The sequence below is a fragment of the Bradyrhizobium sp. SYSU BS000235 genome, from assembly GCF_049747295.1.
Lineage (GTDB): Bacteria > Pseudomonadota > Alphaproteobacteria > Rhizobiales > Xanthobacteraceae > Afipia.
In genome coordinates, this window is record NZ_JBMHJM010000001.1 from 3,976,805 (window position 1) to 4,002,512 (window position 25,708).

Here is a 25,708-nt window from a genome sequence, read left to right on the forward strand (position 1 = left end):
AACCGCTCCACCATGGTGGAGCGGTTTGCTTGATGCGTCGGCCTATTGCTTGAGATCGGCCTTGGTGGTTTCCAGCGCGGCGCGGATGCCCTGCGCCAGCTTTTGCGCATCGTCATTGGCCCAGAAGTGAATAAAGAAGGTGCGCGGCTCGTCATCCAGCATGTGGTTGTGGATCGCTGTCACCTCGATGTCGTTCTGACGCAACGCCGTGATCAACGGCACCACTTCATTCGACAGCGCAATGAAGTCGCCTGTGATCGCGGCCTTGCCGTCTCCCGTGGGCTGGAAGTTGACCGCATGCGCCGCGCCCAGCGCCGGCGGCACGGTCATGTGATCCTCCGAGATGACATCGGTACGCGGCACGCTGAACTGATAGACGCCGCCGGTGGCTTTGCCTTTCGCGCCGATGGCGTTATCCAGCGCGGCCGTGTCGAGGTCGAGATCGCTGGTTTGCCCGATGGTCGCGGGCGCCACTACGCCTGGGGTCTTGGAGAGCGCCAGTGCTTCGCGCAGCGCGATCGCCATTTTCACCGGATCGCCGTGGCCGCCCACGTGCATGTAGAACGTCGCGGGTGTTGCCCGCAGCAGGTGATTATGAACCGCGGTGATCTGCAGTCCATCCGCCAGCAGCTTCGCCATCACCGGATTGATCTCGGATTCCGTGAGCACCAGATCGCCCATTAGCATCGCGTCCTTGCCCATCGGCTTGAACGCGACCCAACCGCCGAGCGCCAGCGCAGGCTTGATGGTGACGCCGTCGAGCGTCACGTTGAGATCCGTACGCGGGAATCCATAACGATGTACGTCCTGCGAGACGGCAGCCTTGCGGCCCAGCGCATCATCCACCTGCGCCCAATCTGGTCCTTCAGCGTGAGCCACCGTTGTGAATGCGGCAATCGCCGCCAGGGTTGCGAGCATCTTCATCGTCGTTCTCCACGAGTTTGATCCGCCCCCGAATCTGCGTGTTGTCCGTCGTCATGCGCCGTGACCTGAAGCCCGCCGAAGCGGGTGACGTTGTCATTCTCGCTCCACACCCCGACGTGGCCTTCGCGCACCGCGCTGCGGTCGAATGCGGTCAGCACCCAGCGGCCATCGAGAGAGATCCTGAACTCGCTGCCGCGCATATCGACCTCGAGCGTCTGCCAGTCGTCTTTCGCGATCTCGGCGTCGACGCCTGCAATTTCGTTGGGCTGGCCGTTGATGACGTGAATGACGGAGAGTCGTTCCTCATAGGCGCTGACTTTGATCAGGTCGTAATCGTCCGGACTTGTCATGCGCAGCACGAGGCCGCCGCTGGGAAGCCGGCCGCGGATCAGCCTGAACTGAACGCGCGCCTTGAGGTCGGCGGCGCGGGCTGATGGGTCGAACGCGATGAAGGCGTCGCCGCGCTTGTCCGTTGCGGAGTATTCCAGCGCGACACCATGGTCGGCGGCGCTGTCGCGGACCACGGACCAGGGCGCGCTGTCAGCCTTGTTGCCATGCCAGAACTGGAAACCCGCGGGCAGCGTACCGGGCTGGCCGAGCGAGATCGTCGCGGCGGAAGCGAGGGTAAGGCTGCCGCATATCAGCAACGCAGTGAGACAACATCGATGCAGCATCACATCATATTCAGCAGATGAAGCGCGAGGCCGGCCAGCGCGCAGCCACCCAGCGTCGCGATCATGTTGGCATTGAAACGGAAGATGGCGATTGCGGCGCCCGCCGCGAGCAGCACGGCCCAGTGATCGACACTCGCGAGCACGGGCACGTCGAACGCCAGCCCCGGCGCGCGCACCGGGGCCGTTTCACGGAACAGCGTGTGGATGGCGAACCACACCGCGAGATTGAGGATCACACCGACCACTGCCGCGGTGATCGCCGACAGCGCGCCCGCCAGCGCCTTGTTGCCGCGCATCACCTCGATGAACGGCGCGCCGAGGAAGATCCAGAGAAAACACGGGATGAAAGTCACCCATGTGGCCAGCAACCCGCCGAGCACAGCAGCGGTCATCGGCGACAGCGTGCCCGGATCACGGAACGCCGCCATGAAACCCACGAACTGCAACACCATGATCAATGGGCCCGGCGTGGTTTCTGCCATGCCCAGCCCATCCAGCATCTCGCTCGGCTGCAGCCAGTGATAGTGCTGTACGGCCTGCTGGGCGACGTAAGCCAGCACCGCGTAGGCGCCTCCGAATGTGACCATCGCCATCTTGCTGAAGAACACGCCGATCTGGCTGAACACGTTGCCGCTGCCGAGCGTCATCGCGATGAGCGCCACCGGCACCAGCCACAGCAGCAGCCATACCAGCGCCACGCGGACGGTGCGCGCGATGGTCGGCCGCGCGTGGGCTGGTAGTTCGTCACCAAGCAGGCTGTCTATCAACGCGGTCGATGCCGCCGCGCCGTGTCCGCTGTCCGATGCGAAAGCCGCCACGCCGAGCCTGGTGACAAGAAAGCCGAGCACGCCGGCGCCGAACACGATCAACGGGAATGGCAGATTAAAGAAAAAGATAGCGACGAACGCTGCAGCGGCCAGCGCTTGCGACGCAGGCGATTTCAAGGCGCGGCTGCCGACGCGCAGCACCGCCTGGATGACGATGGCAAGCACGGCGGCTTTCAGCCCGAAGAACAGCGCCGCTACGAAGCCAACCTTGCCGTAGGCTGCATAGACCATGCTCAGCGCCATGATCGAGATGACGCCCGGCACGACAAAGAGCCCGCCTGCGACGATGCCGCCGCGCGTCTTGTGCATCAGCCAGCCGACATAGGTGGCGAGTTGTTGCGCCTCGGGCCCGGGGAGCAGCATGCAGTAGTTGAGCGCATGCAGGAAACGGCTCTCTGAGATCCAGTGTTTCTCGTCCACCAGAATGCGGTGCATGACCGCGATCTGCCCCGCAGGGCCTCCGAAGGAGAGCAATGCGATCTGCAGCCACACGTAGAAAGCCTCGCGCTCGGTCGGAAACGCAGGGCTGTCCGCGCGGGCGGATGCGCCGGGTTGGACCGTAATGTCGGTCATGCTTTCACTTTCTTCGCGCTGTGCGGCGGCTTCTTCGCGGTATGAGACGGCCAGTTATGTGTCTCATCGGTGGCATCGCGGCACCAGCGGTAGAATGCATCGAACAACAGCATTCCGGCGTCGAGTTGCGCGAGGTCGTCGGAATACATCCGCGACAGGCCAAGCGCCGCCGCCAATAGACCGGAGGCCTGTGGTGCGAGATCGAGTCGCGCGGTATCGGCGCCGCGCACGATGGTCGCCAGACGGTCGAGCGGTTGCGTGGCGAGTTCGAATTCCTCGATCATGATGTCGAACGTGCAGAGGTCGCCGCGGTGGCCCCAGTGGACGCCCTCGATGTCGAATGGCACGGCCTTGAACTGCTCGGCGACCGGCGCGACTTCCGATGCGGTGACGAAGAGAAAGACGGCTGACGGATCGATAAAGCGGCGGATCAGCCAAGGGCAGGCGATGCGGTCGATCTTCGGTCGGGCGCGGGTCACCCACACCGTGCGGCCCCGTGCATCGCGCGGCGGAATTTTTGAGGCCGGCACTAGCGGCAGTTTCGCTGCGGTCCATGCTTCCATGCCGCCGTCGAGGATATTCGCGGTGCTGCCGGCGACCCGCAGCCAGGCGGCGACGCCTTCGCTGGTTTTGCCGCCGCGCGCGCAGATCGCGATCACCGGCTTGCCGTTGTAGAGCGGGGCCCATTCGGCGACTTCGTGATGGCTTCGGTGGACTGCGGAGGGGATGAGTTTCGGATCGGCGGCAAAGTCGTCGCCGGTCCTGACATCGATCAGGATCGGGCAGGCGGGCGTGCCGACAAGACGGCCGAGTTTATCCGCTGAGATAGAATTGATGGCAGACATGATGCGTCCCTCAAATGAGTATTGGACGCGATTCTTGGGCATGTCGCCTTGTGGGGAGATCGCTTCCCCATAGGTCTTATTCAATCATTCGAGACGCCGATGTCAACCGGCGTGGCGCGAAGAAAATATGTCAGTGGTGTGATCCTGTAGGGAACAAAAAAGCCGCCCCACATTGTGGAGCGGCTTTGTTTTCCTTGGACGTCTTCTTAGTTGAGTTCTGGTCTCACGCCGCGCGGACCTCGCGCAGGAAGGCGTCGACCTGCGATTTCAGCGTCTCGCCGCTGCGCGACAGTTCGGAGGCGGAGGCAACCACCTGATCGGCGGCGAGTCCGGTCTCGCGGGCAGCTTCCTTGACGCCGACGATATTCGCCGACACTTCACCGGTGCCGCGGGCAGCTTCGGCCACGTTGTGCGCGATCTCGCGCGTCGCAGCACCCTGTTCCTCGACAGCGGACGCGATCGCACTGGCGATCTCGTTCACCTTGCCGATGGTCTTGGTGATGCCGTCAATCGCCTCCGCTGACGACCGCGTGGCGGCCTGGATGGCGCTGACCTGGGTTGCGATTTCGTCGGTCGCCTTCGAGGTCTGGCTCGCCAGCGCCTTCACTTCAGATGCGACCACTGCGAAGCCGCGGCCCGCTTCGCCTGCGCGAGCCGCCTCGATGGTGGCGTTGAGCGCGAGCAGGTTGGTCTGCGCTGCGATTTCGCTGATCAGCTTCACCACGTCGCCGATCTTCTGGGCCGCTTCTTCCAGCCCTTGCACTTCGGCGTTGGTATCGTTGGCCTGCCGCGCAGCGTTGCCCGCGACCTGCGCGGATTCGTTGACCTGCTGCGCGATCTCGTTGATCGAGGCGTTCAGCTGCTCGACAGCCGCCGCGACGGCCTGCGAGTTGGCCGAGGCCTCTTCGGAAGCCTGCGCCACGGCAGAGGTCTGCGCGGTGGCTTCTTCCGCCGTGCCTGCCATGGATTCTGCCGTGGTGCGCAGTTCGGTGGCCGCCGCGCCGACGGTGTCTACAATGCTGCCGACACTGACTTCGAATTTTTGCGCTAGCGCATTCATGGCATTGCGCCGTTCGGCTTCAGACTGCGTACGCTGCTCTTCCTGCGCACAGCGCAGGCGGCCGGTTTCGCTTAAGCCTCCGCGGAACACTTCCAGCGCGTTGGCCATGGAGCCGATCTCGTCGCGGCGATCGGCTCCCGGCACGGCGATGTCGTAGTTGCCCGCGGCCATGGCCCGCATCGCTCCGTCGAGCGCGAGGATCGGCTTGGCCAGGCCGCGACCGACCCAGGCGGCGATCAGGCCCGCGAGCAGGACGGCCGCAATCGCGCCGCCTGCCAGCCACTCGGTGGATTGGCGCGAAAGCTCCGCATAGGCGGTGGTGTTGCGAATGATCTCGACCACTGCCACCGGCTGGCCGGAGAAGTTCTTGATCTGGCCGAAGGTGGTGGAGGTCGGTACGCCGCCGCGTTCGCCCTTGCTGAAGATTTCCTCGCCGCCCATGGCGCGCTTGATCACGTCAAGTGACGGCGGAGCTTCCTTGATCGTGCTGGCGAGCGTCTTCACCGCGTTGTCGCTGATCTGGTGAATGGCGACATCGACGCCGAAGCGCTCCTTCATCGACTTCACGAAGGTGTTGCCGAACGGCGCGCCGATATCGACGCTGCCGAGCACGGTGCTGCCATCGAGGATCGCTGCGGTGCCGAAGATGTTGAGCACGTCGTGGCCGGCTTCGACACCGCCGAGCGGCTTGCCGGTGGAAAGCACCTGCGCGACCATTTTGCGGCGCTTGGTCACGTCATCGCCGAACACTTTCGGGTTATGCGAGCGTGCAAGCGAGATGCCGGGCGGGACCTGGATGGTGATCAGCTCGAGACCGTGGGGTTTGTTGCTTGCGAGGGCGTCTGCCAGCAGCTTCAGGGTCGCGTCGCGATCCTTCGCGCGCACCACGTTTTTCAGGTCCGGCATTGTCGCGAGGGCATTTGCCACCACCTGCACGGCGCGGGTGTCGGACTCGATGGCGGAAAGAATGTTGGTGTAGTCATCGCTCAATTCGCGATGCAGCGCGAGATCAATCGCGACATGCTGGCGCCACAGGCCAAATGCGGAAAGCCCGGCGCAGGTGACGGCCGCCACCAGCGAAATAGCAATCATGATACGGGCGGAAACGGACTGTAGCCGACGCATAAAGCCTCCAGAAAACGATAGTTAATAAACATAAACCTGTGTGACATTATTTATACGTTTCGCCTCAACAGCCCGTTAAGGCTGGAGTTTGCGCGACAAATTAATGTGCAGCCGACGTTTCATTTACTGGAACGGAAGGCGCAGTTCGCTCGCGTTGCGATGTTTTGATGCAGAATGTGCAAAGAGCGGATGCAAGATGTGCCAAGACGCGCATGCAAATGTAAGCCTGATCAGCGAGAGACCATCGCCGTAAACGGGTGATGCGCGGCGCTGTTGGCGTTTCCGAGTGAAGTGGCGACCGGTTTGCGTGAAGGAAACGCGTCAAGACGCTCTAGGCGTCGCGCGGCTCTTCCTTCGGCGAGATGAACCGCAGATGGCATATGAAGCCGGACGGCGGATAGTGCAGGTTGGCTTCGCCGCCGAGCTGCCGGCTGAGATTCTGAATCAGCTTGGTGCCGAATCCTTCCGCGGTCGGCGGCGCCACCTCGGGGCCGTCGGCCTCGCTCCATAGCAGGCTGACAGCCGTGCCTTCGTTGCACGCGTGCGCCGTCCAGGTGATCGTGACGCGCCCGTGCTCGTTCGACAGCGCGCCGTATTTGAGCGCGTTGGTGCAGAGTTCATGCAGGATCATCGCCATCGGCACCGCTGTTGTCGGCGGCAGGTTCACCTCGGGGCCTGCAATGGAGAAGCGATGTCCGCGCTCCTGTTTCAGCGGCGCCATGGCGGCTTCCGCCACTTCGGACAGATCCGCATGCCGCCAGTGCTTGCGCGTCAGCAGATCGTGGCTGCGCACCAGCGCCTGCAGGCGATCCTGAAACTGGCGCAACGCTTCCGGTCCCTGGCTGTGGCGGAAGCTGAGACTCGCAATGGACTGCACGGTGGCGAGCGTGTTCTTCACGCGATGCGCGAGCTCATGCACCAAAATCTCGCGGCGTTCTTCCGCGAAGGCGCGCTGCTCTTCGCGCAATGCATTTTCGTCCATCAATCGGTCGATGGTCTGGCCGAGAATGCCGATCTCGTCGCTGCGGTCGACGATGCCGGTCCGCGCGGTATCGTGACCGCGCCGCCATGCTTCGGCTGTGGCCACCATCTGCATCAGCGGGCGGCGGATGATGATTTCGCCCACCAGCCACGCCAGCAGAAACGCGATTGCGGTGCCGAGCCCGTAAAGCGCAATGCTATTACGCACTGCGCGGTCGATCGGCGCGGAGGCTTCCGAGCGCGCAATGCCTGTGCTCACGTAGAGGCCGAACGAGGTCACGGCCGGCGGCACGTAACCGATGATGCGTTCGTTGCCGTCGAGGCTCGTGATGTTCGCCGTGCCCGAGGTCTGGCTTTGCACCAGATGCATGTTGGCCGGGGGAATCTTGGTGCCGATATATCTCAACGGCTCCGGTTCGCGGGCGATGATCACGCCGTTGCGGTCGGCGATGATGGCGGAGCCGCCGCGCGCGATGCTGCGCCGGGAGAGCTGCCGGCCGAGCCAGACGAGATCGACCCCGGCGACGACGGCGCCCTGCGCTTTGCCGTCCCGTACGATCGGCAGTGCAATCGGAATGATGTCCCGGCCGGAAATCTTGCTCTTGGTATAAGGACCGATGGAGAATCTCTGGCTGTCCACGGCGTCGCGAAAATAGTCGCGATCGGCGAGATTGGGCGAAGCGGCGCCCGGCTCGCTGATGCAGCGGATGTTGCCGTCGAGACCGACCACGAGAATGGCGGTGACCGGCGCGATGTTCGGCCGCAAACGGACGAGGTAGTCGGTACAGACGGTGTCGTTCGCTTCGTGCACCTCCTCAGCTTCCGACACCGCGTGCATCGTGCCTTGGAGGCCGTCGAACACCTGGTCGAGCTCGGCCACCACGGCCTGCGTCGAGCGGAGTGCTTCGGCGCGCACCTCGGCGTAACGCGTGTTGCGCAGATCGAGCGCGTTGTAGATCAGCGCGACCATGCCGGGCAGGGACGCCACCAGCGTGAGGGCCAGCAGCCGGTGAGTGAGCGACATGCGGCGTATAAGGTTGCGAAGTGACACGCCGTCTGGCCCCATCCCCTTGTGTGCTCCGCCCGTGCGCGGAGCTCAAATCGCGGTTCATTGAAACCGGATCGCCCGAAACTGACAACGCGGCACGAATCCGGCTTTTTTGGATGCCGTCGGTCAAGTTCCGGCCGTCGTTGTGCAAGTTCCGGAAAAAGCAAAGAGAGGGCGTGACGCGGCGAAAATGGTTCGCTATAGAAGCGGCCAATAGGAGTGTAGCTCAATTGGTAGAGCACCGGTCTCCAAAACCGGGGGTCGTAGGTTCGAGCCCTACCACTCCTGCCAGCGAATAGAAATTTATCATAAATTTCAATGATTTGATAGCCAAAGGCAGACGCATCTAGGGCTTGATGTTGTTTGACCAAAGGACTGCACGTAGGTTTCGGGGCTCGGAACTCCGAAATGGCCGATGCCTTTGACCGGCTCCGGAGCCGCCGATCTTCGACCTGGATTGGTGCGCGATGGCGAAAGAAGACCTCTCTTTTTTTCTGCTGTTCGTGGTGTGGTGGTTTGCAGCAACCGTCCAACTGCTGGTGCTATGGCCATCCAACCACATCGGCCAGTTTGACCTGCTCTTGGTGATCGGCCTCGCTATCTTTCCCGGTACACTCTTCGGCATACCGGTCGTGACCTACTTCGCGTGTGCCTATCTTGTCTCAAAGCTGGTCAGCGGTGATGCGGGTGTCGCGATTTTTCTCGGGTTCGCTATCGCTGGCTGCCTGATGGTTGCGCATTTTTGGGGGGCGACGGCTTACATCCCCACGGCGTCAGTCGCGATCATGGTCACTCTCATCAGGCTGATCCGATTCAGAGACGAAGCTGCCGGCGTGTGGTGAGCGCGGCGGTTGATCCTAGGCAGCCCGCTCGATCGCATCGCCGATGCTGACTTCGCCGCTTTCGATGATGCGAGCGGTGATGCCGCCATGGCCGCGCATGGCGTTGTAACCGCCCGGACCAAGAGCTTCTTCGATGAAACTGCACGGTGCGCATTCGCCGGATGTTTCCAGTACTGCGTTGCCGATCCGGAAACGCCGTTCTTTCAGCGCCATGAGATTGATGCCGCGGGTGACGAGATTGCGCCGCACCAGTTCAGGCGCGATCGCGCCGACGCCGAGGAAGGATGCAATCGCCGTCAGATCTTCCGCGGCGATCAGCGTCACCTGTCTCCCGCCGTTGCGTTGGGTCTTGTAGCGATCGCCTTCGATACCGCTTGCGGCGGTCAGCGTCGCCGATGACGCAGTGATGACAGGCGCTCTGCGCGTGGGGCGCAATCCGATCCAGATCAGTTCGCCGGGCCGCATCGGGCCGGCCAGCAGGCGGCCGAGCGGAGAAGTAGGAGACAATGCCATGATCGGCTTTTAGCACATGTGACGGTTCATTGCGGCGGACGGCCTACGTGCCATAGCGTTCCGCGAACGCCCGTATCCCCTTCGCGGATTCGGCGCCGTGGACAAGCAACATGCCGAGATGGTCGCCGGCCGTCGAGAGAAACCCCAGTCCCGTGGCCTCGGCAAGCGCCTTCCGCTGATGGTGAGCAGGATCATCCCGCCCTTCCCAGATCAAGACGGGGGCACCGGCGCCCACGACAGCGTCGCGCGCGCCATCCAGCTGGTTGAGCGCTTCGAAACACGCGCGCACGCCGGGCTCGCACGCCGGCGTGACCCATTCGACCAGCTCAGGCGCAGCGCGGCCGGCAAACTTCATGAAACCATCGAAGGTGACCGGTCCTCTGCTGGTTGGAGGAAGGCCGGTCACAAAATCCCAACCACCCAGAACTAGCGACGCCAAGCGTTCCGGATAATGCCTGGCCACCCCGACGGCGAGCCAAGCGCCCATCGAATGCCCAATCAAATGAGCGCGCTCGCAATCAAGGTCGTCGAGCACGGCGATGATGTCGCCGGCGCGTTGCGTCTGGTGATAGAGCGCCGCTTCGGAAGGTTTGTCGCTCTGTCCATGGCCGAGTGAGTCCACACAGGCGACGCGATATCGATCCGTCAGCGCCTCGACAATCCCGCCGCGTTTCCAGCTTTCGCCACTCATCAGAAGGCCGTGCTGAAGCACGATCAATGGTCCTTTGCCGTCGACAGTGTAATGAATTCGCTGCCCGCGATGATTGACGAACGGCATTCGAGCCCCCCATTGCCTTGACCGGCATGAGGTAGGGCACGAGACCGGCCATTGCAACGTTAACTGAAGCCCCCTAGTTCGCGATATCGACCACACCGACGGAGACGCTGCGGCGTCGGCCGTCGCGCGTCACCACCAGATCGATCGTCGAGCCGACCTTGGTTTTCTCCAACTGGTCGGTGAGATCGGCGAGCCGCTGCACCGGCTTGCCTGCGGCTTCCACGATCACATCGCCGAGCGTACCGGCGCGCAGATCGACACCCTGCAGGCCCGCGCGCTCCGCCGGTGAATTCGGCACAACGCGCACGATGACCACGCCTTCCGCGCCGAGTCGCGTGGTCGTGGCTTCGTTCGCGCTCACAATGCCGATGCCCGGCGTTGGCACGCGGCCTGACTTGATCAGTTCAGGTACGACGCGATTGACGATGTCGATGGGAATGGCGAAGCCGATGCCGGCGTTGGTGCCGGATGGCGACAGGATCGCCGTGGTGACGCCGATGATGCGGCCCGCGGAATCGAGCAAGGGTCCGCCGGAGTTGCCGGGATTGATTGCGGCATCGGTCTGGATCACGTCGGCGATTTCACGTCCGCCTGCGGTGGGCATCCGCCGCTTCAGCGCGCTGATGACGCCGGTGGTCAATGTCTGGTCGAGGCCGAACGGATTGCCGATCGCGAACACGGCCTGACCGACTTTGAGGTCTGCCGAAGAGCCGATCGCAATCGGCGGCGGCAGGGAGCGGCCGGAGATGCGCACCACAGCGAGATCGTAATTCGGCGCGCTGCCGACCACGCTCGCCGGTATCACGTCTCCCTTGGACGTGCGAACCATGACCTTGTCGCCCTGATGGGCCACATGGGCGTTGGTCACGATATTGCCCGCGTTGTCCCACACGAAGCCGGTGCCGCTGCCGACCTGTCCGGGCTCCTGATCGGATCCTTGTTCAGATTCTTGTGCGGATTCTTGGCCCTGTTCCAGGCCCTCGGAAAAACCGCCATTCCGCTGCACCACGACCTGCACCACCGAGGGCGAGACGTGATCGAATACCGAGATGGCGGTTTGCTCGAAATCGGCCAGGGCGCCGCGCGGCGCGATCACCCGTGGCTCGGAGGCGGCCAGGAAGGCCTGCCGCAACCGGGGTTGTAACAATGCGACGACGCCAAGGAGAATGGCGACGATGATAAGGCCACGGAAGGGGATGCGCATCGGCCGATCGCTGTTGGTTTGTCCCCTCCTTAAGCCCACAAGAAGGATTGAGTTCCCTCGCCGGGATGTCACATATAAAACCGTCCCCCGCAGGACTGAGTTCAATAGCAATGAGAGTAGAGATGACGGCCACCGAAAATCCCGCGTCCGAAACCCAACCCCAAACCCATGCCTTCGAGGCGGATGTCGCAAAGCTGCTGCATCTGATGGTGCACTCGGTTTATTCGGACAAGGACATTTTCCTCCGCGAGCTGATCTCCAACGCGGCCGACGCCTGCGAAAAACTGCGCTATGAGGCGATCGCCAATCCCGCGCTGCTGGGTGACGACCCGCAGCCGCGCGTAACGTTAAGCATCGATCCCGAAGCGTGCCGCGTCACGGTGGAGGACAACGGCATCGGCATGACGGCGCAGGAGATGGTGGAGGCGCTCGGCACCATCGCGCGTTCCGGCACCAAGGCGTTCATGGAGCGGATCGCGGCGAAAGCGAACGGTGAGGATTCGCAGCTGATCGGCCAGTTTGGCGTCGGCTTCTATTCGGTATTCATGGTGGCCGACAAGGTCGATGTCATCTCGCGCAAGGCCGGCGAGGCGGATGCCGCCGTGTGGTCGTCGGACGGCAAGGGCACGTACACCGTGACGTCGATCGATGCGGCGGAAGCGCCCGCGCGCGGCACCCGTGTCGTGCTGCATGTGATGGAAGACGCGAAGACCTATACCGAGCCGCACACGCTGGAGCGCCTGATCAAGGCGCGCTCGGGCCATGTGCCGGTGCCGGTAACGCTGATCGACAAGCCCGATGCGGAGGCGCGTCAGGTGACCGATGGTGCTGCGCTCTGGACCAAGCCGAAGAGCGAGGTGAGCAAGGAGGATTACACGGACTTCTACCGCACGGTGGCGGGACAGTTCGATGAGCCTGCGCTCACCATTCACTACCGCGCCGAAGGGCGTCATGATTACTCCGTGCTGCTGTTCGTGCCGGAGACGCGGCCGTTCGATCTGTTCGATGCCGACCGCCATGGCCGCATGCGGCTTTATGTGCGGCGCGTGTTCATCACCGATGACGCCGAGATTGTGCCGCGCTACCTGCGGTTCGTGCGCGGTCTGGTGGATTCATCGGACCTGCCGCTCAACGTGTCGCGTGAGCTCATTCAGGAAAGCCCGATCCTGACCGCGATCAAGAAGGGCGTGACCAACCGCGTGATGAGCGAACTGGAGAAGCTCGCGAGCGCCGATCAGGCCGCTTACGAGAAAATCTGGGACACCTTCGGCATTACTATCAAGGAAGGCCTGTATGAGGACTTCGAGAATCGTGAGCGGCTGCTCGGCCTGTTCCGCGGCTACTCGACAGCCTCCACCGACAAGTGGCGCTCGCTGAAGGATTACGAAGCGGATCTCAAGCCAAACCAGACCGCGATCTATTACATCGTCGGCAACGACATGGAGCGCCTCAAGACCTCGCCGCAACTCGAAGGTTTCCGCGCCCGCGGCATCGAGGTGCTGCTGTTGCCGGATCACGTCGACAGCTTCTGGGTGACCAGCGGCATCGACTATCAAGGCAAGCCGTTCAAATCGGTCACGCAAGGCGCCGCCGATCTCAAGCTCATTCCACTGCTGGAAGGCAAGAGCGAACCGTCCGCCGATGTCGACGCCAAGGTGGCGTCGTTCCTGGTGTTCGCGAAGAGCGTGCTGGGGGATGACGTTTCTGAAGTCCGCGCCTCCGAGCGGCTGACCGACAGCGCGGTCTGTATCGTCGCGCCGGAGACCGGCATGGATCGTCAGCTCGAAAAGCTGCTGGCAAGCGCCGGCCGCCCGGTGCCGGCGTCAAAACCGGTGCTCGAGGTCAATCCCTCGCATGAGCTGATCCGTAAGGTCGCGGACCTCGGTGATACGGAAATCTCCTTCCGCGAGGATGTCGCGCATCTGCTGCTGGACGAAGCGCTGGTGGCGGACGGCGACCGGCCGCGCGATCCAAAGGCGTTCTCGGCGCGTCTCGGCCGGCTCATCGAGCGCGGCGCTTTAGCCAAGTAAAATCAACGGCGCGGGGCGACATCGCCTCGCGCCGCTCTATCATCCCGCGCAGTCTTCGGAGACCTCCATGAAAATCGGAATTATCGGCACAGGCAATGTCGGCTGCGCATGCGCCATGGCGGCGGCCCTCCGCGGCAGTGCGCGGCAGATCGTGCTGGTGAACCGCACGCGGAAAACTGCGGAAGCGGTGGCGACCGACATCCGCTACGGCATGCCGCTGTCGAGCAAGGCCGAGATCGTCGACGGTGATTATGCTGACCTGGCGGGCGCGGGCGTGGTGCTGATCACGTCCGGGGTCAACGAGAAGACCGGCGGCGCCACCGACCGCAGCGATCCGCAGGGCCGGCTGCGGCTGCTTGACAAGAATGCGCAGATCTATCGCGACATCGTGCCGAAGATCGCGGTCGCAGCGCCGGATGCCGTGCTGGTCGCGGTCACCGATCCGCCAGACCCGCTGGCGGATATCGGACGTGAGGCGAGCCCTCACACCACGGTGCTGAGCACAGGGACCTATCTCGACAGCCAACGCTTCCGCGTTCATCTCGGCAAGCACTTTGGTGTCGATCCCGCGCATGTGGAGGCGCAGGTGATCGGCGATCACGGCACCGCGCAGGTGTTTCTGTGGTCGTCGGCGCGTGTCGGCGGCGTGCCGATCGCGCGACTGTTGAAGACGCGCGGTGAGGATTTCAAGGTGCTGCGCGAAAAGGTGGAGAAGGAAGTCCGCTACGCCAACATCACCATCATCGAAGGCCACGACGCCAGCCAGTATGGCATCGGCATCGTCTCGGTGCGCATCGCCGAAATGATCCTCAACGACGAGCGCGCCGTGATCCCGATCGGCAGCTTCCAAAAGAAATTCGGCGTCACGCTGTCGCTGCCCAGCGTGGTCGGCCGCAAGGGCGTGCTTGAGGTGTTTGAACCTGAACTCTCAGATGAAGAGCAGGCGGGCCTTGCGAAGAGTGCGAAGCTTCTGAAGGAAGCGCTGGAGCGGATTGGGGGATAACCTCGATCATGAAGCATTCGGAACTTCGTGCAATTGCGCACAATTTCGCAGACTCGCTGGCCAGCGGGCTGCACATCGACTATGGGGGCCGCTCCGATATATTCGGTGAGATTAGCCAGTCTCCCGAAAAATATATCGTCGTTGATTTCCTCACGGGGGATGTTGAGGGCTGCCAACCGTCCCAGGTGCTTCGCGGCGCCATCGCGTATTATAAGAAGACACTTCCAGAATTTTTCGAAAAGAACCATGCTTCCGTTTCGGATGTCCGTGAGCTTAAGGTTCGCTACTATTTCGTTCTTATAGAGAAGCGTTTCCTTGTCACTTTCACAGACGCGCGCGGGCGTCAGTCTATAACCGAGTATGGCGGGTGGGGTGGAAAGCGCGTGAAGGTTCTCGATTGGCTCGGACGTCTTCGGCCGAAGATCGGCATGTGAGGCAACGGCTCCACCTCACATCAGCTTCAACACCAACTGGCGCTCATATCCTGCGTGCCGGGCAACGAAATCGTCGATGGATGAGGTGAGATCCTCGGCCGCGAGGTCCGCGCGGCGGCGGATTTCCTGCGCGACGTCTCGCGAAACATCATCCGCCCATTTCTCGACGGTGTTGAAGGCAACGATGCGTACGGGGTTGTTGTATTGCCCCGACATCAGGTCGGTGATCACCGTTTCGAGGTCGGTGTGCTCGACGTCGGCCTCGCGATAGACGGTACCGGATTGGCCGAAGTCATCCACCACGAGATAGACGTTTTGCTCGCCGCCGCTCGGCACGATCGATGGGGTCCACCTGTTACGCATGATACTGCCCGCCTGTCAGGACGCAAACAAAACAACGGAAGACAAGTGCGGAACCGCGAGTTGGTTCCGGCCGCGATGTCTTTTAGCCGCCGGGAGGGCTGCGACGGCCGGCCTGCGTCTGGGAGTATTCGATACAGCGCGTTGGCAAGCTGATCCCTTGCCAACGTCTTCTATGACTATCCTGATCCGATCAACCCTACGGCACAGTGGCCGGCGGGCGCGGCGCCGGGGATGAATCAGCATAGCCGGACGGGTCTGAATAATAGGTCCGCGGCGGGGCGTAACTCGGCGGCGGAGATGCCGGCGGTTGCGAATAAACCGGTGGTGGTGGTGCAAGCGAGTGCGGCTGTGTTGCAGCTTCCTGCGATGACACCGGATAAGGCCGCGCCGGTGGCTGATACTGGGAGACCGGCCGCGGTGTCGTTGATGAGTGCACCGGCGGAGGCGCAGCAGGGCGCTGCGCCTGCGCTGTTGGTGCGGGCTTTGGCGCCGTCGTTGCGCGGCGCGCGGTGTTGCGTTCATTGAGCTTGGCGATGTCGCGCGACATCTGCTCATTATTGGTCTTCAGCTCCGCCATCGCTTTCTGCAGCGACGCGACTTCGCGCGTCAGCGCCTGAACCGATTGCGTAAGCTGCGTGACTTCGGCGGATGGCGCGGCCGGAGCTGTCGCCGTCGTGTCGGTTGCGGCCGGAGCAGCGGGCGCAGGCTGCGGCGCTGCAGCCTGCTGCGGCGCGGGCTGTTGAGGCGCGGCCTGTTGGTCTGCCGCTGCTGCCTGCTGCTGAGATGAATCTGCCGGCGGTGTGTCAGCCGCTTGTGCCGTGTCCTGCGGCGCCTGCGCTGATGCGTCTGCGGTCTCAGCGGAAGTGGCGCTTGCCGTCGCTGCGCCTGCGGTCTGCGCGGTGTCCTGATGTTTCAGATGCAGCCATGACACCAGCGGTAGGTTCGGCGTTAGCCCTTTGGCGAGTTGCCTGGCATCATCGCCGAAGTTCTGCCAGCCGACGGTCGCGATCGCTCCGCCGACCACAATGACGAAACCCGTCAAAGCGCGTTTCATCGCCTTGGCAAAAGCAGACGGTTCAGTGTCGAGCCGGATCGAAGGCTGGTGCTCCACCGGGCCGAGATCCGGGCCAAGGTCATTGGCCGGTGACGGAAACTCCGCCGAAGGAAAGATTGAATCTGTGCGCGCTGTCAGGCGTTCGGCATCCACGCGCGGCGCCAGTCGCTCGGTATCCACCCGTGATATCAGCCGCTCGGCATCGACGCGCGGCACGATGCGTTCGGCTGTCACCGTGATGCGTTCGGCTGTGAAATCGGGTGTTGAAAAGCTTGAAGCGCTGAAGCGCGGCTCCATGCGCAGCGATGAATCGCGGGCAGGGCGCGCGTCGGGCGCGGGGCAGGATTCTTCGGCGGCTGGGGCGACTGCAACAGCAGCTTGATCGGACGATTCAATCTGATCGTCCGGCTTCACGCGTTTCAGGTTCAACGTGGGCAGCATGACGCTCCGTCTCCGGTCCCGAGTTCAGCCCTTTACCCCAACACTCCTAGTCGTCATGCGGGTTTGACCAAAGCAAGGCGAGAGCATGAAAAGCGGTGGAGGGATTGTGGCGGAACCCTGCAAAATGCACCGTTTGCTGCGTTGCGCCGTGAGCCTACGCCTTAGAGCGCGTCGCTCACCGGCAACGCCGCGCTCGTTGTGCTTGCCAAAGAAGCACTGGCGCGCGACGTCGTGCGATAGCGCTTCGGGGCAAAGCCCTTCGCGCGTTTAAAGGCGTTGCTGAACGCGCTTTCCGATGTGTAGCCGAGTGCGAAGGCAATGGCTGAGACCGGCTTCTCACCGTCGCGGAGATCGCGCTCCGCCAGATGCATCCGCCATGCGAGCAGATAGGCGAGAGGTGCTGTGCCAACGAGCGTCTTGAAGCGCAGCGCGAATGTGGTGCGCGACATGCCGGCGGCTTTCGCCAGTTCTTCGAGCGTCCATGCGCGCGAGGGCTCGCCGTGCATCAGTCGCAACGCCACCGCAATGCGCTCATCGGCAAGGCCCTTTAGCCAACCGCCCGTCACCGGACCCGCGGTTTCAAGGTGCGCGCGCAGCGCCTGCACGAACATCAATTGCGCAAGCTGTGTCGTCACCAGCAGTCCGCCGGGATGATCTTCGCTCATCTCGCGCACCAGCTGTTTCACCAGCCATTGCAGCACTGCGGCCTCGTTTGAGGTGTGACGCACGTGAACCATCGGCGGCAGCACGTCGAGCAGCAGCGCTTGCCGTAACGGATCAAGCGCGACGTGCCCGCCCAGGATCACGGTGTCATGAGGAGCGCCGATCCGCGCGATGCCTTTGATGCTGTCGGCGAAGATCGTGGTCGCTTCCTCTGGCTTCAGCGAAGGATCGGTGGCCACCACGAAAGGACGTTTGCCGTCGACAATGATCACGTCTCCCGCATGGAGATGGGTCGGCGGCCGATCCTCGAACAGCATCAGGCAACTGCCTTCCGCCACTGCCATGACCTTGATGACCTCCGGTGCCCTGAAGCGCAGTGACCAGGCGCCGCCGGCCATTAGGCCTCCGGACATCAGGCAGCGGGCGCCCAGCAGATCGAGGATTTCGGACATCGGATCAGAGGCGGGGGTGAGATTCATGCCCGTACGATCGCGCAAGAAATCGGGATTTACAAGCATTCAGAATCCCGAAAGCAGGGATTATCAGGTCTCCGACATCATCGGAGACCCACCATGCACACACTGCAAGCGCCCCTCGGATCGGGGTTCGGAGCCGCCAGCACAGCTGGCCAGGTCATCAACGGCCACGACCTCAGCGGCAAGACCGCCATTGTGACCGGCGGCTATGCCGGGCTCGGGCTCGAGACCACAAAGACACTTTTGGCGGCCGGCGCGCAGGTGATCGTTCCGGTGCGCGATCCCGAGAAGGCGCGGTGCACGCTATCGTCCGTGCCAGGCGTGACACTCGGTGCGCTTGATCTGATGGACCCAGCCTCCATCGATGCCTTCGCCGAGACGTTTCTCGCGTCAGGCCGCGCATTGCATCTGCTCATCAACAATGCGGGCATCATGGCCAATCCGTTGACGCGCGACGCCCGCGGATACGAGTCGCAATTCTCCACCAATCATCTCGGGCATTTTCAACTCACCGCGCGCCTCTGGCCTGCGCTCAGGAAGGCCAATGGCGCGCGGGTGGTGGAATTGTCCTCGCTTGGCCATATGCGCGGTGCGGTCGATCTCGATGACCCCAATTTTGAGCGCCGCGCGTACGAGCGCTGGAATGCCTACGGCCAGTCGAAGTCGGCGAATATCCTGTTCGCACTGGCACTCGACACGCTGGGAGCAGAGCATGGTGTCCGTGCTTTCTCCGTTCATCCGGGCGGCATCGTCACCGATCTCGCGAAATATATGTCGCAGGAGGAGATCCGCGCCACCGGCCATGTCGACGATGAAGGACGTCCCGTCATCGATCCGTCACGCGGCATGAAGACAGCCGAGCAAGGGGCGGCAACCACCATCTGGTGCGCGACCAGCAGCCAACTCGATGGCAAGGGCGGCGTCTATTGCGAGAATTGCGACATCGCGCCTGCCGTGCCGGGGGACTCGAAGGACCGTTTCGGCGTCAGGCCCTGGGCGGTCAATCCGGAGGTTGCGGATTGGCTTTGGACGTTAAGCGAAAAGCTGACAGGGGTTGCGTTCGATATCTGAGGACTCCGCGCTGGTCGTCACCCCTCGAACAGCGCGCGCTTGTCTTCGAATACCTGCGTGAGGAATTCGATGATGCTGCGGATCGTCGGTTCGCGTGCATCCTGCCGTCGCGTAATGAGCCAAAGCTCGCGCGACGGTGGTGTTTTTGCGAGCGGACAGAGCACGAGCTTATCGTCCATACGCCCGATGAAATGCGGCAGCATGGCGATGCCTGCGCCTGCGCGCGCCGCAGCGGCCTGTGCGAACTGATTGTTGGTGCGGAAGGCGACACGGGCGCGGGGGAATTGCCGCGTCAGCGACAGCGCATCGGGAATCGATGCGTTAGCCTCATCAAAGCCGACGAACGCTGGCGCTGCGCCATCCGCAATGCGCCGCCGCCACTTCGTTGTGCCGTAGAATCCAAAGCCGAAAGTGACCAAGCGCTTGGCAATCAGATCGCCATCGTCCGGTCGCGCCAGCCGCAGCGCGATGTCTGCTTCGCGCCGCTCCAGGCTGACGTTGCGGATGTCGGTTGAGACTTCAATGTCGAGACGCGGAAGCTTGTCGGTCAGCGTCGCAAGCCGTGCCACGAGAAAGCCCTGCGCCAGCGCTGGTGTACTGCTGATGCGCACCAACCCCTTCGGTTCGCCGTCCGCGCCGCCGCGGCTCAGCGTCGCGGCTGCTGTCTCCATATCAATCGCGGCACCAAGCGCGCGCGTGCCCGCAGGCGTCAGCACGTAACCATCGGGCCGCCGCTCGACGAGCTTTTCATCCAGTGCGCGTTCGAGCGCCGCAATTCGCCGCGCGATGGTGGCGTGATTGACGGCGAGCGCCCGCGCCGCCGCCGACAGGCTGCCGTGACGCGCGAGGGCAACAAAGATGCGGACGTCCTCCCAGTCGAGGCCTGTGCGAATTTGATCAGCCATTGCGCGAGATTACCGAATTTTCTCACAGCGGGCGAGGGGCCTATCCTCATGCCATCGACATTCTGTGAAGGACACCGCGCCATGACTGTATCACCTCTCACACTCACCCTGATCGGCGGCCCGACCGCGCTGATTGAACTCGGCAGCTTCCGTCTGCTCACCGATCCGACCTTCGATCCGCCGGGCCTCTATCAGAAGGCACCGGTTCATTTTGAAAAGACCTCTGGTCCTGCGCTCTCGGTGGAGCAGATCGGCAAGCTCGATGCTGTACTGCTCAGCCACGATCATCACTTCGACAATCTCGATAAGTCCGGCCGCGCCATGCTGCCGACGGTGGGCGTGACCTACACCACCAAGGCCGGCGAGGGACGTTTAGGCGGCAACGCAGTGGGCCTAGCACCGTTCGAGACCACGACGCTCGACGGCAAGAACGGCGAGAAGCTGTTCATCACGGCCGCGCCAGCACGTCATGGTCCGGTGGGCATCGAGCCGCTGTCGGGCGATGTAGTCGGTTTCTTGCTGGGCACTGAGAAGCCGGGCGATGCGATCTACGTCACCGGCGACACGGTCTGGTACGAGGGCACGGCGGAAGTCGCGCGCCGATTTGCGCCGAAGGTGGTGATGCTGTTCACCGGCGCCGCCGAGCCGCGCGGCCGCTTCCACATGACCATGGACAGCAACGACGCGCTGGAAGCCGCGCATGCCTTCCCGAATGCCGCGATCGTCGCCGTGCACAACGAAGGCTGGGTGCACTTCAAGGAAAGCCCGGAGCAGCTTGCGGATGTCTTCACCAAGCTCGGTGTTGCCTCGCGCCTCCTGACGCTCGAACGCGGTAAGCCGATGACGTTCGAGTGACGCATGACATCGCGCCTTGATGCGGCGTTATCGCCGCATCAATAGCCTGCGGCGGCCAGCGCCGTGACCGCGCCCATCGCCATCCAGCCGAAATGCTTGCCGCGCGTGGCGTACGCATTGGCCACTGCACCGAACGCATACGTCGCCGCCACCGTGGCGACGATCCAATGCCGTGCGGTGTCGGAGGCGACATAAGGCGCTGCGATCAGCAGCACACCGCCGCCGAGCCAGGCCACGGTGCTGCATTGCCAGACCAGACGGAGCAGGGTGCGCAGCCGCGCGGGCTCGATGGTGGCGCGGGCGAACACTTTGGTCTCACCCAGCACGCCGTGGATGATCGAGACCACGATCGCGGCAACGCCGGCGCATTGCAGGAGAAAATCTTGCATCGCGTTATCCTCCATACAGTCATGTATGGACACTGCACCCGCTGTTGCGTCTTGTCAATACACTCCTGTATGGTGGCGGTATGAGCGAGCAATTATCCGCAACCGACTGGCTTGATGCCGGACTGAAGGCGCTGGCGGCAAGCGGCGTCGTGGCGCTGAAGGCCGATCCGCTGGCGAAGGCGCTCGGCGTGTCGCGCGGCAGCTTCTATTGGCACTTCCGCGACGTGGAGGCGTTTCAGACCGCGGTGCTTGCACGCTGGCGGGACATCGCCACCGAGCGGATTATCGCCAACGTTGAAAAACATGCAGATGCTGCACAAGGCGTGGAATATCTGCTTCGAGGTGCGTTCGCCGCGCGCTCCGATCTCGAGGTCGCGGTGCGGAGTTGGGCCACCCACGATGCCGCCGCACGCAAGACGGTGCGGGAGATCGACCAGCGGCGCATGACCTATATCGAAGCTCTGCTGGAACGCGCGGGGATTGCGGCGGAGACTGCGCGCGCCCGCGCGAAAATTCTTTACTGGGCATTTCTCGGCTTTGAGCTGTCGGACAAGCCGTTGCCGGGGAAGGAGCGGGACCGGCTGATCGAGGAGCTGGTCCGCGTCGGTGGGACGCACGGCTAAACCGCGCAGTTCCGGAACCTTTTGGCGGAAACTGCGCGTTGTTTGTCGGATCCGCAGGGGCCGATGGTGGCATCATCGGCGCGACAAGACCTGAAAAGGAGGTCTCCATGCGCAACGCTCTCTATATATGTCTCGGCGCCATTGTGGTTCTGGCGATTTGTCTGCCGGCTCTTCTTTCCTCGCGCGGCCAGCCCACGGCATCGCCCGCACCCGAGCAGATCGCATCCGATGAGCACCAGAAAGTCATTGCCGCGCTGAAACCGCCGAAGCGGCAGCGCCCGGCCATCGCGTTGATCGCGGCGAACGACGGCACCGAAGTCGCCGATTTCCTCACCGCTTATGGCATTCTGAAAGAGTCTGGCGTGGCCGATGTCACGGCCGTGGCGGAGCGGCAAGGCGCGATCCGGCTCTATCCGAACAATCTCAAAGCCGAGGCGCAGGCGACCACGGCGGAGTTCGATGCGTCTTATCCTGAGGGAGCCGATTATGTCGTCGTGCCGGCGCTGGAGCAGCCGGACAATGCTGCCGTCATCGCCTGGCTCAAGCAGCAGCACGAGAAAGGCGCGACCATTGTCTCGATCTGCAACGGATCGCTGACCATGGCGGCAGCCGGATTGCTCGATGGCCGCAAGGCCACCGGCCACTGGTATAGCGTCAAGCAAATCCAGAAGGAGCATCCCTCGATGGAGCGGGTGCGCGATCGTCGCTATGTGGTGGACCGTGGCATTGCGACATCCACCGGCATTACCGCATCGCTGCCGCTGATGACGACATTGGTGGAAGCGATTGGCGGGCGTGATGTCGCTTCGCGCCTTGCGACGCGTATCGGCCTCGACAATTGGGATGCGCGGCACACCACGTCCGCTTTCCAGCTCACGCTGGAGCATCGAAAGACCTTCATTCGCAACAAGCTGAGCGTCTGGCGCGACGAGAATGTCGGCATTAAGCTCAACGATGGCGTCGATGAGATCGCGCTTGGTCTGATGGCGGATGCTTATGCGCGCACGGAGCTGACGGAATTGATTGCGGCTAACGGCGGGGCGGGCGGACAGGTGCAAAGCAGGCGCGGATTGACGTTGCAGTTCGATGCACCGACAAAGAGCGTGGCTTTTGCCGTTGAGCCGCCGCGTGACCAGCCAGCGCGTGTGATCGATCGCGAACTGTCGCGCATCGCCACGCGCTACGATGCGCCGACCGCGGCCTTTGTTGCGCTGACGATGGAATATCCCTGGTCGGGACCGCAGGCGCGGCTGGTGCGGGACTGAGAGGCGAGCGCGTGCTGGCGAGGATGTTTTTGCGATGGATGGTTTTCCTGTGACGCGAGCGAAAGAGGCACCCGCGCACGCAGCCACGCGCAAAATCGGGCTGGTCTGCTTCGAAGGCTTTCAGATGCTCGACATCGCAGGGCCGCTCGAAGTGTTCAGCAAGGCGGCGAGTTATCTGCCGCAGCCTGGTCCTTCGCCGTTCCGTTACGAGATGATCGTCGCCAGTCCCGAGGGCGGCATCATCACGTCGAACTCCGGACTGCAGATTGCGAACACGGTCAAGTTCAGCGAACTGGATCATGATCTCGACACCATCCTGATCGCCGGCGGATCGGAAGAGGCGCTGCGCAGCGTTGCGGCAGCGACCGATCTTCTGAAGTGGATCAATGACCGTGCACCGCGCACGCGGCGTATCGCCAGCGTCTGCACCGGCGCGTTCCTGCTCGGTGCGTCGGGTCTGCTCGACGGGCGGCGCGCCACCACGCATTGGTCGGCGACATCGCAACTGGCCGCGCTGTTTCCGAAGACGGATGTGGAGCCGGACGCCATCTTCATCGGCGACGGACACATCCACACCTCCGCAGGCGTCACTGCGGGCATCGATCTGGCGCTGGCGTTTGTCGAGCAGGACTGCGGCCCCGCGATTGCGCTCAACACCGCGCGCGAACTGGTGCTGTATCTCCGGCGCGTCGGCGGCCAATCGCAGTTCAGCGCGACGCTGGCTGCACAGGCAAAATCCGCCAATGGCCTCCGCGATCTGCTCGCCTGGATTGGTGAACATCCGACGGAAGACTTGAGCATTCCGCAGTTGGCCGAGCGCGCGGGAATGAGCGAGCGCACCTTCGGCCGCGCGTTTGCGGCGGAAACCGGCATGACGCCCGCGCGTTATGTTGAATTGGTGCGGCTCGACCGCGCCAAATCATTGTTGGAGACGACCAAGTGGCCGCTCGCGCGCATCGCCAGCCGCTCGGGTCTCGGCAGCGCGGCGACGCTGGCGCGCGTTTTCCGACGTCTGCTCGGCATCACGCCGGAAGATTATCGTGCGCGGTTCGGGCACGGCGAGGTCGCCAAGGTGTGAGGCGGTGTGCCGCTGTTTCCACCGGCGAAACCGGAATAGCGCCACACTTGTTACTCCCACCGTGCGATGGCGCGGTGTCAAAACGATCCAACGAATGAAGAGCAGCGGACGGCATCGCGCTCAGCCTTGGAGCGCGGGCGTTCGTCCAATTGAGGAGGTTTTGAAGCCATGACGCAGAACGGAAAGAATGGACTATCCGCTATGCAGACGCCATCGGTCGTCTCAAAGCAGGAATGGGAGACGGCTCACGCCCAGATGCTGGTGAAAGAAAAGGCGCACACCCGTGCGCATGATGCACTTGCCGCCGAGCGCCGGCGGATGCCGTGGATGGCGGTGAAGAAAACGTACACGTTCGAGGGGCCGAATGGCAAAGTGAGCCTGCTCGATTTGTTTCAGGGGCGGCGGCAGTTGATCGTCTACCGCGCCTTCTTCGAGCCAGGCGTGCACGGATGGCCGGAGCACGCTTGCATCGGGTGTTCGATGGTGGCGGATCAGGTGTCCCATCTCTCCCATCTGCACGCGCGTGACACGACGCTTGTGTTCGCTTCCCGTGCGCCACAGGCGGACATAGCGCGGCTGAAGGCACACATGGGTTGGGGGCATATTCCTTGGGTCACCATCACCGACAGCTTCGATGCCGACTTCGGCGTCGATGAATGGCACGGCCACAACGCGTTCATTCGCGACGGCGATCGTATCTTCCGCACTTATTTCATCAACAATCGCGGCGACGAGGCGATGGGCACCGTCTGGAGCTACCTCGACCTGACAGCGCTTGGGCGTCAGGAGGAGTGGGAGGACTCGCCGCAGGGCTATCCGCAGGAGCGTCCGTACAAGTGGTGGAATTGGAACGAGAGTTATGTCGCGGGTGCAGCGCCCGACCCGAAGTGGGTCGAGGTATCCGATGCTGGTGAGGCGGCCTTCCGCAACAAGGATGCGGGCACGCAGCCGTGAGCCGCGCGTGCTGTGGTGAAGCCGGCGGAGCGATCCGCCAGAGCTTCGCTTCCCTCAGGATCACGGACGGGCTCGCCCTCGCGGCCTCGCCGACCTTTGCCCTCATGGCGTTGCTAACCGACGTTCTTGGCAACGATCCAGCGGATACGCTTTGTTCAGCGGCGCACGCCTCGCCGCTGAGTGGAATGGCGACGATGTATCTGTTGATGAGCGTATTTCACGCGGCGCCGTGGGTGAGGCTGGTGCGCGATCGGCCGTTGTCCACGAATCGCACTTAAGCTTTGGAGATTAGCTTGCTCATGCTGATGCGTTCTTCGACCTCGTATCCGGCCTGTTTGTAGAAACCAAGGACCGCCTCATTCGAGCCGACAACCTGAAGGTTGATTTTGATGCAGCCCAATGCAGCCAACCGCCTCTCGGCTTTTTGAATAAGAGCCTGTCCGATCCCGGTGAGACGATGCGAGCGCAAAACAGCGATGCGCGAAATCCAGCCGCGGTGGCCGTCATATCCAGCCATGACTGACCCGAGGACATGATCGCCTTCGACCGCGACCAGCAAAAGGTCAGGCTGAACTTTCAGCTTCTCAGGAATAGAGACGCGAGCGGCATTCCAGGCGGAATCGTTGGGAAACGCCTCCCGCCAAAGTGCATCCACTCCGTCGAAATGATTGTTCGCATAGGTTACGATCGAAAATGTCATGCTGGGCCTG

The 25,708-nt window shown here is 62.9% G+C and carries 25 protein-coding genes and 1 tRNA gene; 11 read left to right on the forward strand and 15 right to left on the reverse strand.

The window, feature by feature from the left end; genetic code table 11:
- Positions 1 to 42: 42 nt before the first annotated feature.
- The 6 genes from ACP0KA_RS18485 to ACP0KA_RS18510 all read right to left on the reverse strand — a co-directional run bounded on the left by ACP0KA_RS18485 (position 43) and on the right by ACP0KA_RS18510 (position 8,033).
- Entirely contained in the window at positions 43 to 918 is an 876-nt protein-coding gene (locus tag ACP0KA_RS18485; protein ID WP_424631653.1) for a DUF1259 domain-containing protein, read from the reverse strand.
- 2 nt (positions 919 to 920) lie between these two features.
- A complete protein-coding gene (locus tag ACP0KA_RS18490; protein ID WP_424630187.1) occupies positions 921 to 1,598 on the reverse strand; it encodes a hypothetical protein in 678 nt (225 codons plus the stop codon).
- Positions 1,598 to 2,998 carry a chromate efflux transporter gene (gene chrA, locus ACP0KA_RS18495; protein WP_424630188.1) on the reverse strand — a complete coding sequence of 467 codons (1,401 nt, stop codon included), beginning with the start codon at positions 2,996 to 2,998 and terminating at the stop codon, positions 1,598 to 1,600. Before chrA ends, ACP0KA_RS18490 begins: the two co-directional genes overlap by 1 nt.
- Positions 2,995 to 3,843: a chromate resistance protein ChrB domain-containing protein gene (locus ACP0KA_RS18500; RefSeq protein WP_424630189.1), complete on the reverse strand. Its 849-nt coding sequence runs from the start codon at positions 3,841 to 3,843 to the stop codon at positions 2,995 to 2,997. The genes chrA and ACP0KA_RS18500 overlap by 4 nt, the downstream gene beginning before the upstream one ends.
- Before the next feature lie 223 nt (positions 3,844 to 4,066).
- The gene (locus ACP0KA_RS18505) at positions 4,067 to 6,028 is read right to left on the reverse strand and encodes a methyl-accepting chemotaxis protein (protein ID WP_424630190.1); all 1,962 of its coding nucleotides are present in this window, start codon (positions 6,026 to 6,028) and stop codon (positions 4,067 to 4,069) included.
- A 331-nt stretch (positions 6,029 to 6,359) separates the two neighbouring features.
- Positions 6,360 to 8,033: a sensor histidine kinase gene (locus tag ACP0KA_RS18510; protein WP_424630191.1), complete on the reverse strand. Its 1,674-nt coding sequence runs from the start codon at positions 8,031 to 8,033 to the stop codon at positions 6,360 to 6,362.
- Positions 8,034 to 8,272: 239 nt separating this feature from the next.
- Between ACP0KA_RS18510 and ACP0KA_RS18515 the strand changes: the two genes are divergently transcribed.
- Both ACP0KA_RS18515 and ACP0KA_RS18520 read left to right on the forward strand, forming a co-directional pair.
- A tRNA-Trp gene (locus ACP0KA_RS18515) sits at positions 8,273 to 8,348 on the forward strand.
- 176 nt (positions 8,349 to 8,524) lie between these two features.
- On the forward strand, positions 8,525 to 8,899 hold the full coding sequence (locus ACP0KA_RS18520) for a hypothetical protein (RefSeq protein WP_424630192.1): 375 nt from the start codon (positions 8,525 to 8,527) through the stop codon (positions 8,897 to 8,899).
- Between the two features lie 15 nt (positions 8,900 to 8,914).
- Here ACP0KA_RS18520 and ACP0KA_RS18525 read toward each other — a convergent pair whose 3' ends face one another.
- The 3 genes from ACP0KA_RS18525 to ACP0KA_RS18535 form a co-directional block, all read right to left on the reverse strand.
- On the reverse strand, positions 8,915 to 9,412 hold the full coding sequence (locus ACP0KA_RS18525; RefSeq protein WP_424630193.1) for an MOSC domain-containing protein: 498 nt from the start codon (positions 9,410 to 9,412) through the stop codon (positions 8,915 to 8,917).
- A gap of 43 nt (positions 9,413 to 9,455) precedes the next feature.
- On the reverse strand, positions 9,456 to 10,190 hold the full coding sequence (locus ACP0KA_RS18530; RefSeq protein ID WP_424630194.1) for an alpha/beta fold hydrolase: 735 nt from the start codon (positions 10,188 to 10,190) through the stop codon (positions 9,456 to 9,458).
- 73 nt (positions 10,191 to 10,263) lie between these two features.
- Complete coding sequence (locus tag ACP0KA_RS18535; RefSeq protein WP_424630195.1) at positions 10,264 to 11,394, reverse strand: S1C family serine protease; 1,131 nt, start codon at positions 11,392 to 11,394, stop codon at positions 10,264 to 10,266.
- Between the two features lie 122 nt (positions 11,395 to 11,516).
- On the opposite strand from ACP0KA_RS18535, the gene htpG reads away from it, so the two are divergent.
- From htpG to ACP0KA_RS18550, 3 genes are all read left to right on the forward strand, one after another.
- Positions 11,517 to 13,424, forward strand: a complete 1,908-nt coding sequence (htpG, locus tag ACP0KA_RS18540; RefSeq protein ID WP_424630196.1) for a molecular chaperone HtpG — start codon at positions 11,517 to 11,519, stop codon at positions 13,422 to 13,424.
- Positions 13,425 to 13,491: 67 nt separating this feature from the next.
- Complete coding sequence (locus tag ACP0KA_RS18545) at positions 13,492 to 14,427, forward strand: lactate/malate family dehydrogenase (RefSeq protein ID WP_424630197.1); 936 nt, start codon at positions 13,492 to 13,494, stop codon at positions 14,425 to 14,427.
- An 8-nt stretch (positions 14,428 to 14,435) separates the two neighbouring features.
- Positions 14,436 to 14,861 carry a hypothetical protein gene (locus tag ACP0KA_RS18550; protein ID WP_424630198.1) on the forward strand — a complete coding sequence of 142 codons (426 nt, stop codon included), beginning with the start codon at positions 14,436 to 14,438 and terminating at the stop codon, positions 14,859 to 14,861.
- Positions 14,862 to 14,876: 15 nt separating this feature from the next.
- Here ACP0KA_RS18550 and ACP0KA_RS18555 read toward each other — a convergent pair whose 3' ends face one another.
- The 3 genes from ACP0KA_RS18555 to ACP0KA_RS18565 form a co-directional block, all read right to left on the reverse strand.
- On the reverse strand, positions 14,877 to 15,224 hold the full coding sequence (locus tag ACP0KA_RS18555; RefSeq protein ID WP_424630199.1) for a hypothetical protein: 348 nt from the start codon (positions 15,222 to 15,224) through the stop codon (positions 14,877 to 14,879).
- A gap of 196 nt (positions 15,225 to 15,420) precedes the next feature.
- Positions 15,421 to 16,719 (reverse strand): hypothetical protein, encoded by a 1,299-nt coding sequence (locus tag ACP0KA_RS18560; RefSeq protein ID WP_424630200.1) that lies wholly within the window; start codon positions 16,717 to 16,719, stop codon positions 15,421 to 15,423.
- A gap of 161 nt (positions 16,720 to 16,880) precedes the next feature.
- Positions 16,881 to 17,900 carry an AraC family transcriptional regulator gene (locus ACP0KA_RS18565; RefSeq protein WP_424630201.1) on the reverse strand — a complete coding sequence of 340 codons (1,020 nt, stop codon included), beginning with the start codon at positions 17,898 to 17,900 and terminating at the stop codon, positions 16,881 to 16,883.
- Between the two features lie 54 nt (positions 17,901 to 17,954).
- Here ACP0KA_RS18565 and ACP0KA_RS18570 point away from each other — a divergent pair, with 54 nt between their 5' ends.
- Positions 17,955 to 18,929, forward strand: a complete 975-nt coding sequence (locus ACP0KA_RS18570; RefSeq protein ID WP_424630202.1) for an oxidoreductase — start codon at positions 17,955 to 17,957, stop codon at positions 18,927 to 18,929.
- Between the two features lie 17 nt (positions 18,930 to 18,946).
- Here ACP0KA_RS18570 and ACP0KA_RS18575 read toward each other — a convergent pair whose 3' ends face one another.
- Entirely contained in the window at positions 18,947 to 19,834 is an 888-nt protein-coding gene (locus ACP0KA_RS18575) for a LysR family transcriptional regulator (RefSeq protein ID WP_424630203.1), read from the reverse strand.
- A gap of 81 nt (positions 19,835 to 19,915) precedes the next feature.
- Here ACP0KA_RS18575 and ACP0KA_RS18580 point away from each other — a divergent pair, with 81 nt between their 5' ends.
- Positions 19,916 to 20,689, forward strand: a complete 774-nt coding sequence (locus tag ACP0KA_RS18580; protein WP_424630204.1) for an MBL fold metallo-hydrolase — start codon at positions 19,916 to 19,918, stop codon at positions 20,687 to 20,689.
- Positions 20,690 to 20,727: 38 nt separating this feature from the next.
- Here the strand turns inward: ACP0KA_RS18580 and ACP0KA_RS18585 are convergent, their stop codons facing one another.
- Complete coding sequence (locus ACP0KA_RS18585) at positions 20,728 to 21,078, reverse strand: hypothetical protein (protein WP_424630205.1); 351 nt, start codon at positions 21,076 to 21,078, stop codon at positions 20,728 to 20,730.
- Positions 21,079 to 21,158: 80 nt separating this feature from the next.
- Between ACP0KA_RS18585 and ACP0KA_RS18590 the strand changes: the two genes are divergently transcribed.
- The 4 genes from ACP0KA_RS18590 (at position 21,159) to ACP0KA_RS18605 (ending at position 24,998) form a co-directional block, all read left to right on the forward strand.
- Positions 21,159 to 21,701 carry a TetR/AcrR family transcriptional regulator gene (locus ACP0KA_RS18590; protein ID WP_424630206.1) on the forward strand — a complete coding sequence of 181 codons (543 nt, stop codon included), beginning with the start codon at positions 21,159 to 21,161 and terminating at the stop codon, positions 21,699 to 21,701.
- Between the two features lie 107 nt (positions 21,702 to 21,808).
- Positions 21,809 to 22,966 (forward strand): DJ-1/PfpI family protein, encoded by a 1,158-nt coding sequence (locus tag ACP0KA_RS18595; protein ID WP_424630207.1) that lies wholly within the window; start codon positions 21,809 to 21,811, stop codon positions 22,964 to 22,966.
- 34 nt (positions 22,967 to 23,000) lie between these two features.
- The gene (locus ACP0KA_RS18600) at positions 23,001 to 24,044 is read left to right on the forward strand and encodes a GlxA family transcriptional regulator (RefSeq protein WP_424630208.1); all 1,044 of its coding nucleotides are present in this window, start codon (positions 23,001 to 23,003) and stop codon (positions 24,042 to 24,044) included.
- Between the two features lie 168 nt (positions 24,045 to 24,212).
- Positions 24,213 to 24,998, forward strand: a complete 786-nt coding sequence (locus tag ACP0KA_RS18605) for a DUF899 domain-containing protein (RefSeq protein WP_424630209.1) — start codon at positions 24,213 to 24,215, stop codon at positions 24,996 to 24,998.
- Between the two features lie 274 nt (positions 24,999 to 25,272).
- On the opposite strand, the gene ACP0KA_RS18610 is transcribed toward ACP0KA_RS18605, so the two are convergent.
- Entirely contained in the window at positions 25,273 to 25,698 is a 426-nt protein-coding gene (locus ACP0KA_RS18610; protein WP_424630210.1) for a GNAT family acetyltransferase, read from the reverse strand.
- Positions 25,699 to 25,708: the final 10 nt, after the last annotated feature.